11 protein-coding genes and 1 pseudogene are annotated in these 15,405 nt (G+C 73.0%); 6 read left to right on the top strand and 6 right to left on the bottom strand.

Annotated elements, in window-relative coordinates; all coding sequences use genetic code 11:
* Positions 1-83: 83 nt before the first annotated feature.
* The 5 genes from rplI to E1O70_RS00520 form a co-directional block, all read right to left on the bottom strand.
* The gene (rplI, locus tag E1O70_RS00540) at positions 84-530 is read right to left on the bottom strand and encodes a 50S ribosomal protein L9 (protein ID WP_047230914.1); all 447 of its coding nucleotides are present in this window, start codon (positions 528-530) and stop codon (positions 84-86) included.
* A 19-nt stretch (positions 531-549) separates the two neighbouring features.
* The gene (rpsR, locus tag E1O70_RS00535; RefSeq protein WP_021481584.1) at positions 550-786 is read right to left on the bottom strand and encodes a 30S ribosomal protein S18; all 237 of its coding nucleotides are present in this window, start codon (positions 784-786) and stop codon (positions 550-552) included.
* Between the two features lie 101 nt (positions 787-887).
* On the bottom strand, positions 888-1,433 hold the full coding sequence (locus tag E1O70_RS00530; RefSeq protein ID WP_061269298.1) for a single-stranded DNA-binding protein: 546 nt from the start codon (positions 1,431-1,433) through the stop codon (positions 888-890).
* Positions 1,434-1,586: 153 nt separating this feature from the next.
* Positions 1,587-1,877 carry a 30S ribosomal protein S6 gene (gene rpsF / locus E1O70_RS00525; protein WP_009863694.1) on the bottom strand — a complete coding sequence of 97 codons (291 nt, stop codon included), beginning with the start codon at positions 1,875-1,877 and terminating at the stop codon, positions 1,587-1,589.
* A gap of 153 nt (positions 1,878-2,030) precedes the next feature.
* Positions 2,031-4,454, bottom strand: coding sequence for a penicillin-binding protein (locus E1O70_RS00520; RefSeq protein ID WP_061269297.1), 2,424 nt, complete (start codon positions 4,452-4,454; stop codon positions 2,031-2,033).
* A gap of 414 nt (positions 4,455-4,868) precedes the next feature.
* Between E1O70_RS00520 and E1O70_RS00515 the strand changes: the two genes are divergently transcribed.
* From E1O70_RS00515 to E1O70_RS00500, 4 genes are all read left to right on the top strand, one after another.
* A complete protein-coding gene (locus tag E1O70_RS00515; RefSeq protein ID WP_021482833.1) occupies positions 4,869-5,564 on the top strand; it encodes a PadR family transcriptional regulator in 696 nt (231 codons plus the stop codon).
* On the top strand, positions 5,561-6,652 hold the full coding sequence (locus tag E1O70_RS00510) for an inositol-3-phosphate synthase (RefSeq protein WP_074803974.1): 1,092 nt from the start codon (positions 5,561-5,563) through the stop codon (positions 6,650-6,652). The genes E1O70_RS00515 and E1O70_RS00510 overlap by 4 nt, the downstream gene beginning before the upstream one ends.
* A 582-nt stretch (positions 6,653-7,234) precedes the next feature.
* A complete protein-coding gene (locus tag E1O70_RS00505) occupies positions 7,235-8,566 on the top strand; it encodes an MFS transporter (protein ID WP_061268288.1) in 1,332 nt (443 codons plus the stop codon).
* Positions 8,567-8,894: 328 nt separating this feature from the next.
* Positions 8,895-10,472, top strand: a complete 1,578-nt coding sequence (locus E1O70_RS00500; RefSeq protein WP_232322668.1) for an MDR family MFS transporter — start codon at positions 8,895-8,897, stop codon at positions 10,470-10,472.
* Between the two features lie 135 nt (positions 10,473-10,607).
* Here the strand turns inward: E1O70_RS00500 and E1O70_RS00495 are convergent, their stop codons facing one another.
* Positions 10,608-12,041 carry a CCA tRNA nucleotidyltransferase gene (locus E1O70_RS00495; RefSeq protein WP_082774600.1) on the bottom strand — a complete coding sequence of 478 codons (1,434 nt, stop codon included), beginning with the start codon at positions 12,039-12,041 and terminating at the stop codon, positions 10,608-10,610.
* Between the two features lie 173 nt (positions 12,042-12,214).
* Here E1O70_RS00495 and E1O70_RS00490 point away from each other — a divergent pair.
* Both E1O70_RS00490 and E1O70_RS00485 read left to right on the top strand, forming a co-directional pair.
* Positions 12,215-12,802, top strand: a pseudogene (locus E1O70_RS00490) (NUDIX hydrolase); the annotation flags it as partial.
* A gap of 128 nt (positions 12,803-12,930) precedes the next feature.
* A complete protein-coding gene (locus tag E1O70_RS00485; RefSeq protein ID WP_061268286.1) occupies positions 12,931-15,216 on the top strand; it encodes a DUF6049 family protein in 2,286 nt (761 codons plus the stop codon).
* Positions 15,217-15,405: the final 189 nt, after the last annotated feature.

Genomic DNA, 15,405 nt, shown 5'->3' with positions numbered 1-15,405 from the left:
GCCGAGCACGACGGGGCCGGACGCGACGAAGGCCCGGCCCCTCCGAGGAGGGGCCGGGCCTTCGTGGATTGCTCAGCAGCAGATCAGGCAGCGACGACCTTCACCGCGAGGGTCGCGGAGACCTCCGGGTGGAGGCGGACGGAGACCGTGTAGTCCCCCGTCGCCTTGATCGGCTGACCGATCTCGATCTTGCGCTTGTCGACCGACGCACCGGCGGCCGTCACGGCGGACGCGATGTCCGCCGTCGTGACGGCGCCGAAGAGGCGACCGGCAGCGCCGGCCTTCGCCTCGACGACGACCGGCTTCGACTGCAGCGAGTCGCGGATCGCCTTCGCGTCGTCGAGCGACGCGATCTCGCGGGCCTTGCGCGCCTTGCGGATCGCAGTCACCTGCGACTCGGCGCCCTTGGACCACGGCGTGGCGAGCTTGCGCGGGACGAGGAAGTTACGGGCGTACCCGTCCTTCACCTCGACGACGTCGCCGGGCTCACCGAGACCGGTGACCTCGTGGGTCAGGATCAGCTTGGCCATGAGTTCTCTCCCTTCCCGCTCAGCGAGCCGTCGACGTGTACGGCAGCAGCGCCATCTCGCGCGCGTTCTTCACCGCACGGGCGATCTGGCGCTGCTCCTGGACGGAGACGCCGGTCACGCGACGCGCGCGGATCTTGCCGCGGTCGGAGATGAACTTGCGCAGCAGCGCGGTGTCCTTGTAGTCGACCGACTCGATCTTGGCCGACTTCAGCGGGTTGGACTTCTTCTTGGGCTTGCGCACCACAGGCTTCGCCATGGTGTTGCTCCTCTACAAGGTGCGATCCCCGCGCACGGACCGCGCCGACGAGCGGCGCGGCACCCGCGGGGACGGGTGTGTGTTCTGGGAGTGGCGGACGATCAGAACGGGGGCTCGTCGGAGAACGAGCCACCGGACGACGCGGGACCAGCCGTGGCCCACGGGTCGTCGCTCTGCTGCTGACCGCCGCCGGAGCTGAATCCGCCGCCGGAGGCGCCACCGGAGTTGGCGCCACCTCCGTAGCCGCCACCGCCGCCGAAGCCGCCGCCACCGCCACCCGAGCGCTGGGTGCGGGTGACCTTGGCAGAGGCGTAGCGCAGGGAAGGACCGATCTCGTCCACCTGCAGCTCGACGACGGTGCGCTTCTCCCCCTCGCGGGTCTCGTACGAGCGCTGGACGAGGCGGCCCTGCACGATGACGCGCATGCCCTTCGTCAGCGACTCCGCGACGTTCTCCGCGGCCTCGCGCCAGATCGAGCAGCGCATGAACAGGGTGTCCCCGTCCTTCCACTCGTTCGACTGGCGGTCGAAGGTCCGCGGCGTGGACGCCACCGTGAAGTTGGCCACCGCCGCACCCGAGGGGGTGAAACGCAGCTCCGGGTCTCCCGTGAGGTTCCCGATCACCGTGATGACGGTGTCACCTGCCATGGCCAGCTCCTTCGTGTGTCGTCTGTGTCGTCGACGGCGCCGCGCGCCTCGCTCGTAACGTTCTCGCGTCGCTCATCCCACCACGCGGCGCCCACACGCGCTACGGCGTGCAGCGTCCGGTGCAGGACGGTCGGACGGGGGAAGCGGGGAGGATCAGCGAGCGTCCGTGCGCAGGATCTTGGTCCGCAGGACGACCTCGTTGAGGCCGAGCTGACGGTCCAGCTCCTTGGCGGTGTCGGAGGTCGACGTGAAGTCGACGACCGCGTAGATGCCCTCGGACTTCTTGTTGATGTCGTACGCCAGTCGGCGACGACCCCAGATGTCCACCTTGTCGACGGAGCCGCCGTCGGTCTTGATGACCGACAGGTACTTGTCGAGCGACGGGGCGACGGTGCGCTCCTCGATCTCGGGGTCGAGGATGATCATCAGTTCGTACTGACGCATGCGGATAACCCACCTCCTCTGGTCTTCGCGGTCACGGTCTCTCCGTGACAGGAGGGTTCATGCTTCATGCTGCTGCCGTCCGACGGGCGGACGGCAGCTCCCCAGGGTACCCGCTCGGCGCGGGCGCCCGGAAATCTGCGGCCGACGGGCAGGTCAGCCCCGGCCCGGGATGATGCCGCCGACGTTGCCGTTGCCCCCGCCGGCGTTTCCTCCCCCGCCCGGGTTCCCGGGTTCCGTGGGCGACGGGTCCGGGTTCTCCGGGTCCGTGGGATCGGGAGGCGGTTGCTGGCCCGGGTCGGCGCCCTTCGAGACGACGAGCGCGATGGTCGACCCCGGCGGGACCTCGCTCATGGACGACTGGCTGATCACGTAGCCCCGGGGCTGCTGGTCGGAGAACTCCTCGGTGATCCGCACCTTGAGGCCGGCGCCCTCGAGCTGGGCGCGCGCGGCGCGAGCCTCCATGCCGACGACGGACGGGACTGCCACGTTCGCCGGCTGCTGCGGCTCCTCCGGCTCCTCGGGCGGCGCCTCCTCGGTCGGGGTCTCCGTCGGGGTCTCCGTCGGGGTCTCCGTCGGCTTCGGCTTGGGCGGGCTGTAGGGCAGGAACTCGCCCTCCGGGAGGTTCGCCGCCGCGACCTGCATGTAGGACGCCCAAGCCTCGACGGGCCACGAACCACCGGTGATCTCGGGGTTGCGCATGTCGGCCCAGCGCCCGAACGGCGTGATCTGCTCCTCCTCGCCGTTCGGTCCGACCTGGTAGAGGCCGACGACCGTCGCGAGCCCGGGGGTGAATCCCGCGAACCACGCCGACTTGTTCTCGTTCGACGTACCCGTCTTGCCGGCGGCGGGCCGCCCGATCTCCTGCGCGGGCTTCCCCGAACCCTGCTTGACGACCTCCGCGAGCGCGTACTGCGTGGCCGACATGGTCTCCGTGGTGAACTCCTGGGTGCGCTTGTCGGCACCCGGCGCCTGGTACACGAGGTTGCCGCGCGAGTCCGTGACCGACGCGACGATGTGCGGGGTGGACCGCAGGCCGCCCGAGGCGATGGTCGCGTACGCGTTCGTGAGCTCCAGCGGCGTCACGGTCGCGGTGCCGAGGACGTTGGCCGCGTTGCCCAGCACCTCCGTGCGGTCCGAGATGCCGAGGCGGTGGGCGACCTCCGCCGTCTTCTCAGGGCCGGTCTCGATGTTGAGCGCCGCGTACACGGTGTTCACGGAGTTGGCGGTCGCCTTGACCAGGTCGATGTCGCCGTAGGGCACGTCCCCGAAGTTCCGGACCTTCCAGTCCTCACCGTTGTTGGCGTCGGGGAACGTCTTGGGCGAGTTGCCGTCGTAGCGCTCGTCGAGCGTGTGCCCGGCCTCGAGCGCCGCGATGAGGGTGAACGGCTTGAACGTCGAGCCTCCCTGCGCTGCACCTCGCGTCGCGTTGTTGTACGCCTGGGTGACGTAGTCGGGACCCCCGTACAGGGCTCGGATCGACCCGTCGTTGGGGTCGATCGACACGATCGCGGGGCGCAGGTTGGGCGAGACGGGGTTCTCGTCGCCTCGCGCCTCCTGCGGGAGGGAGTTCGCGGTGTCGACCGCGGCCTGCTGCATCGTCGCGTCGATGGTCGTGGTGACCTTGTAGCCCTTGGTCTGGAGGGCGTCGAACGAGATGTCGTTCTTCGCGAGCTCGTCCTCGACCATGCCGAGCAGGTAGCCGGTGGGCCCCTCGTACTTCTGGGACTTGACGTACGGGATCGCCTCGGGGAAGCCCGCGTCCACCGCCGCCTGGCGCTCCGCGGCGGTGATGTGGCCGTCCTCCTCCATGTTCCGCAGCGTCCGCTTCCACCGCTCCTCGGCCTGGGCGTGGTTGACGGCCGGGTCCCAGTTGCTGGGGCTGGGGATGATGCCGGCGATCATGGCCGCCTGCGAGACCGTGAGGTCGGCGGCGTTCACGCCGTAGTACTTCTGCGCCGCCGCCTGGATGCCGTAGGCGCCGCGACCGAAGTAGATGGTGTTGAGGTAGTTGCCGAGGATCTCCGACTTGTCCTGCTGCTGCGTGATCTTGACGGCGAGGATCGCCTCGCGCGCCTTGCCCGCGTAGTCCGTGACCGAGTCCGTGTAGTACCGCTCGACGTACTGCTGTGTCAGCGTGGACGCGCCCTGACGGCCGCCGCCCTTGATGTTGTTGTAGAAGGCGCGCGCGATGCCCTTGACGTCGACGCCGGAGTTCGTCCAGAACGTGCGGTCCTCGGAGGCGACGACGGCGTTGCCGACGTACGGCGGCAACGTCGCGTAGTCGACGATCTCGCGGTTCTCGACCGCGTACTTGCCCATCTCCGTGGTGCCGTCACCCCAGTAGACGGTGGACGTCTGGGCCCCCACGCTCGGCAGCTTCGTCGGGACCTCGGTCGTGTACCACGCGGCGACGGCGACGCCCGCGACGAGCGCGATGCCCGTCAGCATGGTCCCGACGACCACGCGCCACGACGGCAGCCAGCGGCGGACGCCCTTGACGTGCGAGCGTGGGTAGTTGAAGAACCGACGGCGCCCGCGCGGGGTCGTCCGTCCGTTCGTCCTCGTGGATCGCGCCACGGTCTACCTTCCTCTGGGGGGCATCGAGGAGCCGGCTCGCGTCGACCGCGGGCCCGCCCGTGGGCCGCCGTGCGGAGACCACCTGACCGACGGGACGGGCCCCGCCTCGGGGGCGGGCCGCCGTCGGGCACGAGGTCGGCGCACGCCGGACCACCCTGAACAATAGGGCGTCACCCTGTCCCGACAAGGGTTCAGCGCACCGTGAGCGGGATCGTCCGCCATTGATTCGCCCGGGCGTCCCGCCGCCTCCGCGGGTTCTTCACATGCCCGGCGACGTGTGTCACAGTCCGGTCAGGATTGCACGACACATCGGGACGACCTAACCTGTCGATGTATCGACTCGATACATCGGGTCGAACCAGATCCCAGCGAGTCCCTCCGGGGCTACGCCGAGGAGCGTCAGGAGGTGGGATCGTGCGGAGCAAGACACCTGTGCTCGAGACCGCGATCCTGGGGCTCCTCAAGGAGGCGCCGCTGCACGGGTACGAGCTGCGCAAGCGGCTCAACATCATGCTCGGCTCCTTCCGCGTGCTGTCCTACGGCTCGCTGTACCCCGCCCTCAAGTCGCTGGTGGCCCGCGGGCTCATCACCGGCACGGAGCAGTCGGCCGCGCAGTCGACCCTCGCGCCCGCCCTCTCGGGCAAGCGCGCGCGGATCGTCTACGAGCTGACGGCCGAGGGAAAGGAGCACCTCCAGACCGTCCTGGCCTCCTCCGGGCCGGCGGCGTGGGAGGACGAGAGCTTCGACGTCCGGTTCGCGTTCTTCGCGCAGACCGACGCCGAGACCCGCATCCGCATCCTCGAGGGCCGGCGCACCCGGCTCACCGAGAGGCTGGAGGCGGTCAGGGAGTCCGCGGCTCGCACGCGCGAGCGGCTCGACGAGTACACGCTCGAGCTGCAACGTCACGGACTCGAGCAGGTCGAGCGCGAGGTGCGCTGGCTCGACGGTCTCATCACCACCGAGCGCGACAGGAGCTCCGGGCACGCCCGGGGCGCCGCCCGCGCGCGGTCCAGCAGCACCCCGCATCCTGCGGAACCATCCGAGCAGGAGCCCGACGGCGCGAGGCGTCCCGAGGACCCTGGAACAACGAACACCAAGGAGCGAGGATGACCTCCATCCGCGTCGCCATCGTCGGCGTAGGCAACTGCGCATCGTCCCTCGTCCAGGGCGTGCACTTCTACCGTGACGCCGACCCGAGCAGCACCGTCCCGGGCCTCATGCACGTCCAGTTCGGCGACTACCACGTGTCGAGCCTGGAGTTCGTGGCGGCGTTCGACGTCGACGCGAAGAAGGTCGGCTTCGACCTCTCGGAGGCCATCAACGCCTCCGAGAACAACACGATCAAGATCGCCGACGTCCCGCCGCTCGGCGTGACCGTCCAGCGCGGCCCGACCCTCGACGGCGTCGGCAAGTACTACGCGCAGACGATCGAGGAGTCGGACGCGGAGCCGGTCGACGTCGTCGCCGCGCTGCGCGAGGCGCAGGTCGACGTGCTCGTCTGCTACCTCCCCGTGGGCTCGGAGCAGGCCGCGAAGTTCTACGCGCAGGCCGCGATCGACGCCGGCGTGGCGTTCGTCAACGCGCTCCCCGTCTTCATCGCGTCCGACCCGGAGTGGGCCGCGAAGTTCGAGGAGGCCGGCGTCCCGATCGTCGGCGACGACATCAAGTCGCAGGTCGGCGCGACGATCACGCACCGCGTGCTCGCGAAGCTCTTCGAGGACCGCGGCGTCGTGCTGGACCGCACGTACCAGCTCAACGTCGGCGGCAACATGGACTTCAAGAACATGCTCGAGCGCGAGCGCCTGGAGTCCAAGAAGATCTCCAAGACGCAGGCCGTGACCTCGAACCTCGAGGGCCCGCTCGGCGGCAAGACGGAGGACCGCAACGTCCACATCGGCCCGTCGGACTACGTCGCGTGGCTCGACGACCGCAAGTGGGCGTACGTGCGCCTCGAGGGCCGCGCGTTCGGCGAGGTCCCGCTGAACCTGGAGTACAAGCTCGAGGTGTGGGACTCCCCCAACTCCGCCGGCATCATCATCGACGCCGTCCGCGCCGCGAAGATCGCCAAGGACCGCGGCGTCGGCGGCCCGATCCTCTCGGCCTCGACGTACTTCATGAAGTCCCCGCCGGTCCAGATGGAGGACACGAAGGGCCGTGCGCAGCTGGAGGCCTTCATCGCCGGTGAGGTCGAGCGCTGACCTGGAGCGCAGTGGAGGGTGAGGGCCGAGGTACGAGGCGCTCGCCCGTCACGGAGCGCAAGGTCAGCGCGACCGGAGACGTCGAGCGCTGACCTGGAGCGCAGTGGAGGGTGAGGGCCGAGGTACGAGGCGCTCGCCCGTAGCGGAGCGCAGGACCAGCGCGACCGAAGAGTCGAGCGCTGATCCGGAGTGCAGCGAAGGTCGGGAGCCCGGCACGCTTTTCGCCGGGCTCCCGGCCGTAGCGGAGCGCAGGACCAGCGCGACCGAAGAGTCGAGCGCTGAGCGCTGAGTAGGCAGCGGTAGAGCCCTGGTCGTCCGGCAGGAGGACCAGGGCTCTACCTCGCTCGGCCGGGTTCGTCGTCGGCCGCGGCCGCGCCCGAGGTGAGACGGCACCGGGAGGGGGGGAGGCGCGCCGCGTCGTGGCGGGTCTGGCGGGAGCCGCGAGGGACGAGCGGCGGATGGTAGACGCGGCGCGCCTCCCCGCCCGACCTCCCAGCGCGACCCGGGCCCCCGAACCCGCACGACGCGGCACGGGGGACAACCGCATGTCCGACCGCACGACGACGAACGTAGGGTGACCGCGTGGGTGTGATCTCCGAGCTGCGGGCGCTGCTGCGCCTGGACGGCTTCCGCAAGCTGTTCGCCGTCCGGCTCGTGTCGCAGGCCGGGGACGGCATGTTCCAGGTCGGCCTGGCGTCGCTCCTGTTCTTCTCCCCCGAGTCGCAGGGCACGGCGGCGGCCATCGCGGGCGCGTTCGCGGTGATGCTCGCGCCGTTCACGATCGTCGGCCCGTTCGCCGGGGTGTTCCTCGACCGGTGGCAGCGTCGTCAGGTCCTCGCGTGGGGCAACGCGGTGCGCGTCGTCATCACGCTCGGCATGGCGGTGCTCATGCTGACGGGCGGGGTGAGCGGCTGGATCTACGCGCTGGGCCTGGCCGCGCTGTCCGTGAACCGCTTCCTGCTCGCGGGGCTCTCGGCGGGCCTGCCGCGGGTCGTCGACGGCCCGCTGCTCCTCACGGCGAACTCCCTCACGCCGACGCTCGGCGCGGGTGCGGCGTTCGTCGGGGGCGGGATCGGCGTGGTGCTCGGGCTGGCGTTCGAGCCGGGCCGGGTCAAGGACTCGTCGGCGCTCGTGTGCGCGGCGCTGGTCTTCGGCGTCGCGTCGCTCCTGGCGCTGCGCCTCGGGCGCACGCAGCTCGGCCCGGAGCGCCCGGCGGAGTCCGCGATCCGCTCGGAGATCGCGCGGGTCGCGCGCGGTCTGGCCGACGGCGCCCGGTACCTCGTCGCGCGCCGCACGCCGGGGCAGGCGCTGCTCGCGATGGCGACGCACCGCTTCCTCTACGGCGTGGTGTTCATCGCGTCGATCCTCATCGCGCGCAACCTCCTGAGCCCCGGCGACCAGGACGCGGGCTTCGTGACGTTCGGGCTCGTCGTGGGGCTCACCGGCGTGGGGGGTGCCGCGGCGGCGGTCATCACCCCGTTCCTGTCGCGCCGCACCGGTCCGCAGGTGTGGATCGCGATCATGCTGCTGCTCGCGGCGGCGAGCCAGCTCCTGCTCGTCACGACGCCGTCGCGCGCGGTGGTGTTCACGGGCGCGACGCTGCTGGGCCTGGCCGCCCAGGGCACGAAGATCGCGGTGGACACGATCGTCCAGCGCGACACGGACGACGAGTTCCGCGGCCGCGCGTTCGCGTTCTACGACGTGCTCTACAACGCGGCGTTCGTGGGCGCGGCGGCCCTCGCGGCCTTCACCCTCCCGGACACGGGCTGGTCGCGCGGCGTGTTCGCCGTGCTGGCGGTGGCGTACTGCGTCGCCGCCCTGGTCCTGTGGACGCGGGGCGCTCGCACGCCGTCCGAGCCGGGCGACGCCGTCGTGCCCGACGCCGGGGCGTCCCCCCGCACGCCGCACGCCTGACGCGCCCGTCCCCTCGACCGCCTGCGCGACGCGCGCGGGCCTCCTTCTGCCCTCGGCGTACCGATGAGTCCGGGGCGGAAAAGAGGTCGTCACCGTCGGCGGGAATAACGCAGGATGGTGAATGGTCGTACAGGGTACGGATCTCGCGGCGAGCGCCGCGCGGGCCGTCCCGGGTACGGGTCACCCTGCTCGTGGCCCCGCCGACCGAACCGACACCGTCGTCGCGTGCCCCCGCACGCGACCGTCGCGCTGCCCTGCAGCGCACCCTGCCCCCCGACCGGGTCCGACCCTGCGCCCGGGACGCCACCGACGCGAGCGGAGACACACCGTGACAGCCTCCCCCACCCACGACACCTCGGCCGCCGTCGACCGCCTCCCCCGGGCGGACTTCCTCGTCATCGCGCTGCTGCTCGGCTCGGCGTTCGTCGTGATCCTCAACGAGACGACGATGAGCGTGGCGCTCGCGCCGCTCATGGCGGACCTCGGGATCACCGCGAGCACGGGCCAGTGGCTCACGACGGCGTTCATGCTGACCATGGCCGTCGTCATCCCGGCGACCGGGTTCCTGCTCCAGCGGCTCGGGACGCGCGGTGCCTACCTGCTCGCGATGTCGCTGTTCAGCGCGGGCACGCTGCTCGCCGCGCTCTCCCCCGGCTTCGCGTGGCTGCTCGTCGGGCGCGTCGTCCAGGCGTCGGGCACGGCCATCATGATGCCGCTGCTCATGACGACGATCATGACGCTCGTGCCGCCGGCCATCCGCGGCAAGGTCATGGGCAACATCTCGATCGTCATGGCCGCCGCGCCCGCGCTCGGTCCGTCGCTCTCGGGCCTCATCCTCAACTCCCTGAGCTGGCGGTGGGTCTTCGGCATCGTGCTGCCGATCGGCCTCGTCGCGCTCCTCCTCGGCTTCCTGTACATCCGGGACGTCGCAGACCGTACGCACTCGCGCCTCGACCCGTTCTCCCTCGTCCTCGCGGCGTTCGCGTTCGGCGGGCTCGTCTACGGGCTCTCGAGCATCGGGGAGGCCGCGCGCCACACGCCCGTCGTCCCGCCGGCCGTGCCGCTCGCTCTCGGCGTCCTCGCGCTCGCCGCGTTCGCGTGGCGGCAGATCGTCCTCCAGCGCGAGGACCGCGCCCTGCTCGACCTGCGCGTGTTCACGCACCGCGGGTTCAGCGTGCCGCTCGGCATCATGGCCGTCGGCATGGTCGCGATGTTCGGCTCGCTCATCCTCCTGCCGCTGTTCCTCCAGGACGCGATGGGCCTCGAGCCGCTCGCGACCGGGCTCATCGTGCTCCCGGGCGGGCTCCTCATGGGTCTGCTCGGCCCGACCGTCGGCCGGCTCTACGACCGGGTGGGACCGCGTCCGCTCGTCATCCCGGGCGTGAGCGTCGTCGCGGTGGCCCTCGCGGCCTTCACGACGATCCACGCCGACTCGTCGCCGTGGTTCGTCCTGGCGCTGCACGTCACGCTGAGCCTGGGCCTCGCGTTCATGTTCACGCCGCTGTTCACGTCGGCGCTCTCGTCGCTCGAGCCGCACCAGTACTCGCACGGCTCCGCGTCGATCGGCACGGTGCAGCAGCTCGCGGGTGCCGCCGGGACCGCGATGTTCGTCGCCGTCATGACGTCGCGTTCGATCGCGTACGGCGAGGCGGGCGCGTCGCCCCGGGTGGCGCTGGCCGAGGGCGTCGGCGACGCGTTCGTCTGGGGCACGGCGGTCATGCTGGTCGCCGTCGGCCTGTCGTTCCTCCTGCGCCGCAGCGCGCCGCCGGCGCACGGGCACGGCCCGGCGCAGCCCGGCACGCAGGACGCCCCGGTCGAGGACGCCCGCACCGGGGACTCCCGCGCCACGGACGCCCGCACCGCGGACGTGAAGGTCGAGGCCGCCCTGGCCACCGACGACGTCTGAGGCGACCGGCACGACGTCGCACCCGCGAGCACGGCGAGGGGTGCCGCTCTCATCAGCCCGAGAGCGGCACCCCTTCGGTGTCTTCGCTCCTTCTCACCCCCGAGGGCTCACCCGCGCGCCGGGGGTACGCCACGCTCAGGACGCCGACGACTCCGGCTGCTCGGCCCACCACCGCAGGAGGTCCGCGCGCGCCGTCTCCTCGTCGACGGGGCCCCGGTCGAGGCGCAGCTCCAGCAGGTGCTTGTACGCCTTCCCCACCACGGGCCCGGGGCGGATCCCGAGGATCTCCATGATCTGCTGCCCGTCGAGGTCGGGGCGGACGGCGTCGAGCTCCTCCTTCGCCTGGAGGTCGGCGATGCGGCGCTCCAGGTCGTCGTACGACTCGCGCAGCCGCTGGGCCTTGCGCCGGTTGCGGGTCGTGCAGTCGGCGCGCGTGAGGCGGTGCAGGCGCTCGAGCAGCGGGCCGGCGTCGGTCACGTAGCGGCGCACGGCCGAGTCGGTCCACGCGCCGTCGCCGTAGCCGTGGAACCGCAGGTGCAGCTCGACGAGGCGCGCGACGTCCTTGACCACCTGCTTGTCGTACCGCAGCGCCTTGAGGCGCTTGGCGACCATCTTGGCGCCGACGACCTCGTGGTGGTGGAAGCTCACGCCGCCCCCGGCCTCGAACCGGCGCGTGGGCGGCTTGCCGACGTCGTGCAGGAGCGCCGCGAGGCGGAGCACGAGGTCGGGCGAGGGGACGGCGCCGTCGGGCCCGGTCTCCTGCGCGATGGCCTGGTCGAGGACCGTGAGCGAGTGCTCGTACACGTCCTTGTGCCGGTGGTGCTCGTCGATCTCGAGCTTGAGCGCGGGCAGCTCGGGCAGCACGTGGTCGGCGAGGCCCGTGTCCACGAGGACCTCGAGCCCGCGCCGCGGCGCGGCGCCGCACAGCAGCTTCGACAGCTCGTCGCGCACGCGCTCGGCCGAGACGATCTCGATGCGCTCGGTCATGAGGACCAGCGCGGCGAGCGTCCCGCCGTCGACGTCGAACTCGAGCTGCGCGGCGAACCGCGCCGCGCGCATCATGCGCAGCGGGTCGTCGTCGAACGACTGCTCGGGGGCGATCGGGGTGCGCAGGACGCGGCGGGCGAGGTCGCCCAGGCCGTCGAACGGGTCGACGAACGTCATGTCGGGCACGCGCACGGCCATCGCGTTGACGGTGAAGTCGCGGCGCGACAGGTCGCCCTCGAGCGTGTCGCCGAACGCGACGACGGGCTTGCGCGACGTCGGGTCGTACTCGTCCGTCCGGTACGTCGTCACCTCGACGACGAGGTCGTCACCGGGGCCGCCGCGCCCGAAGCGCTTCGCGCCGATCGTGCCGAACTCCTTGCCGATGTCCCAGTGCGCGTCGCCCCACCGCGCGAGGATCGCCTCGGTCTCGTCGGGCGACGCGGAGGTGGCGAAGTCGAGGTCGTTGCTCGCCCGCCCGAGGAACGCGTCGCGGACCGGTCCCCCGACGAGCGCGAGCTCGTGGCCCGCGGCGCGGAACGCCTCGCCGAGCTCGATCGCCGCGGGCGCCATCTCGGTGAGCACCGCGAGGGCCCGGCGCTGCAGCTCGAGCGCGTGCGGCGTCGCGGGCGGTGTCGGCTGGGGCGACGGCGAGGGGGACGAAGGCTGGGGCACGACACCCAAGCCTGCCAGATGCGGCGCCCGCGCCGGGGAGCCGGTCCCGGGGAGGTGGGTGCCCACTCGGTAAAGTTGAACCCATGTCCACCCCCGCGCACGCCGACGACCCCCGGAGGGATCCGGCGGGCGGGCGTGGCGACGGCCGCGGGCAGCCCGCCCCCGTCCCGGCCCCGCCGGGCGGCCACGCCCTCCGCATCGACCCGCGCTCGCGACCGGGCCCCGCGCCGGCGCCGCTCCCGGTCGTCGACGAGGTCTCCGCGGGCGGCCTCGTCATCACCGTCGCCGGTGGCTACCCGTGCGCGGCGATCATCGCGCGGCGCAACCGCGGGGGCCGCCTGGAGTGGTGCCTGCCGAAGGGCCACCTCGAGGGCGACGAGACGCCGGAGCAGGCGGCCGTCCGCGAGATCGCGGAGGAGACGGGCATCCGCGGCGCGGTGCAGGAGCCCCTCGGCGTCATCGACTACTGGTTCACGGGCGACGACCGGCGCGTGCACAAGGTCGTCCACCACTTCCTGCTCCGCGCGACGGGCGGGCACCTCACGGTCGAGGGCGACCCGGACGGCGAGGCCGAGGACGTCGCCTGGATCCCGGTCGTGGACCTTCCGGCCCGGCTGGCGTACCCGAACGAGCGGCGCATCGCCGTCGTCGCGCAGGGCGTCCTCGAGGGCCGTCGCACGCGGTTCCACGGGGTGGTCGAGAGTAGGGTGACCCGGACGATCGTCCGCCCGCACGGCCACCCGCACGACGGCCGCGGCGGCCCGGCACCGCCCGCCCCACGGAGCTCGACCGACCACTCATGACGCCCTCCTCCCGCAGCGGTGCGCGCCCCCCCGGCGCCGCGCCGGCCTCGCTCCGCGGTCCGACCGCACGGCTGCTCGTCACCCTGCTCCTGGTGCTGGTCGTCGCGGCCGGCGTCCTGCTCGGCGGCACGACGGCGGCCCCGCCCGCCGCGGCCGACACCGTCCCGGAGGGCGAGGACGCGGTGACGCTCGAGCTCACGTCGTTCGCACCGACCGTCCTCGCGCCGGACAGCACCCTCACCGTCACCGCGCGCGTGACGAACGGGACGGAGCAGACGCTCGGCTCGCCCACCGTGACCCTCGGCGTCGACCGCCGCGCGCTGGGCACGCGGTCCGCGCTCGAGAGCTGGACGACGACCGGTCTCGACGGTCGTGTCGGCACCACCGTCGCCACCGAGGACGTCGGGCGGCCGCTCGCGCCCGGGGAGAGCGCCGACGTGACGCTCTCCGCGCCGGCCGCCGAGCTCGGCCTCGGCACGGGCAACGACCCGGGCCCGCGCGGCCTGGCGGTCGCCGTGTCCGACGGCGGCACGCGCCTCGCCGTGCAGCGCACGTTCGCGCTCCGGGCCCCGGCGGACGACGTCTCCCCCGTGCGGCTCAGCGTGGTCGCGGCGCTGACGGGTCCCTCGGTCGACCCCGACCCGGTCGCGTACGACGACGCGCTCTCGGCCGCGGTGGCGAGCGAGGGACGGCTCGGCCGCCTGCTCGCCGCGACGGGCGGGACGTCCGACGTGGGCTGGGTCGCCGACCCGGCGCTGCTCGCGGCCGCCGCCGTCGCCGCCGACCCGGCGGTGAACGCCTGGGCGGACGCCGTGAGCGGGGCGACCGCCGGGCGCTCCACGTTCGCGCTGCGCGCCTACGACCCGGACGTCGCGGCGTTCGCGCACGCGGGCCTCGCGCTGCCCGAGGGGACGCCGCTGCCGTCGTCGGGCACCTCGTCCGACCCGGCGTCGGGCACGCCGGCCGACGACACGGCCGACGGCACGACCGACGGCGACGACGACGCCGCTGACACGGGGACCCCCGCGCCCCCGGACCCGACGAACGGGTGGCGCACCGACCTCGCCTGGCCGGCCGACGCCGTCCCCGACCTCGCGACCACGACGCTCGCCGTCGCGTCGGGAGCGACCGCGACGGTCGTCGGTCCGGGCGGCCTCGCGCCGGCCGACTCGCTCACGTACACGCCCTCGGGCGTCGCGACGGTGACGACGTCCGCGGGACCGGCCACGGCGCTCGTCGCCGACCCGGTGCTCACCGCGCTGCTCTCCGCCGGCGACGGCTCCGGCGTCTCCGCGACGCAGCGCCTGCTCGCCGAGACGGCCGTGATCGCGCGCGAGCGCCCCGCCGACCAGCGGCACGTCCTCGCGGCCCTGCCCCGGTCGTGGGAGCCCGAGCCCGGCCTGTTCACGGCGCGGCTCGACGCGCTGCGCGATTCCGGCTGGGTCGACCTCGCACCCGTGGACCAGCTCCTCGCGGTCGAGCCGCCCGCCGTCGACCGCGCGTCGCTGCCCGAGGACGCGCCCGCCGACGGCGAGATCGGTGCCGCCGAGCTCCGGTCCCTCGACCGGTCGCGCGCGGAGCTCGCCGCGTTCGCGACGGTCGCGGCGGACCCGACGGCACTCATGCGCCCGCTCGAGCCGGCGTTCGTCACGCCGACGGCCGTCGCCTACCGCGCGGCGCCGCCGTCGCGCACGCTCGCCGTCCAGCAGGCCGAGCAGCGGTCCGCCGCGGTGCGGGGCGGGCTCTCGGTGGAGACGCGCTCGTCGTTCTTCTTCGTCGCCGAGCAGGAGGACCTGCCGGTCCGGGTGCGCAGCACCCTCACGCAGGACGCGACGGTCCAGGTCGTCCTCCGGCCGGACGACCCCCGCCTGCGGGCCCCGGAGCGCACGACGGTGACGATCCCGGCGGCGACGCGCGACGCGGACGGCGACCTCGTCCCGACCGAGGCGAGCGTCGGGGTGCCGGTCGAGGGCTTCGGGAGCGGCAACGTCACGGTCGAGGTCGAGCTCGTCAGCGCCGCGCAGCCCCAGGTCCGGGTCGCGGAGCCGCAGCAGTTCGTGGTCCGGGTGCGGGCCGACTGGGAGTCCGTCGGCACGGTCGTCGTCGCCGTCCTGCTCGTCATCGCCCTGTTCGCCGGCATCTGGCGCACCGTGCGTCGTGGTCGCTCGCCCCGCCGTCTGGCCGGCGCCACGCTCGACCAGCCGTCGCCGCAGGACCCGCCGGCCGCGGCGCCGAGCGGGCCCGACGGACCGCCCCGCCGCGACGAGGAGCGCGTCGAGTGAGCCCCGGACAGCCGCGGCACGTCCGTCCCGCGGGTGCCGGGCGAGGTTCTCGCCCGGGGACGACGCGCGACGCCGTCCCCAGGATCGAAGGCGCGCTCCCGGGCGACCCCGCGGCGTCGGGCACCCCCGACGAGACCGCGGAGGCGGGCGCCACCGAGGCCCCGGCACCCCGTACGGGGAGTCTCGGCC

The organism is Cellulosimicrobium funkei, from assembly GCF_004519295.1.
GTDB lineage: Bacteria > Actinomycetota > Actinomycetes > Actinomycetales > Cellulomonadaceae > Cellulosimicrobium > Cellulosimicrobium funkei.
The sequence above is the reverse complement of the archived record's forward strand: the minus strand, read 5'-3'. Positions and strand labels throughout refer to the sequence as shown.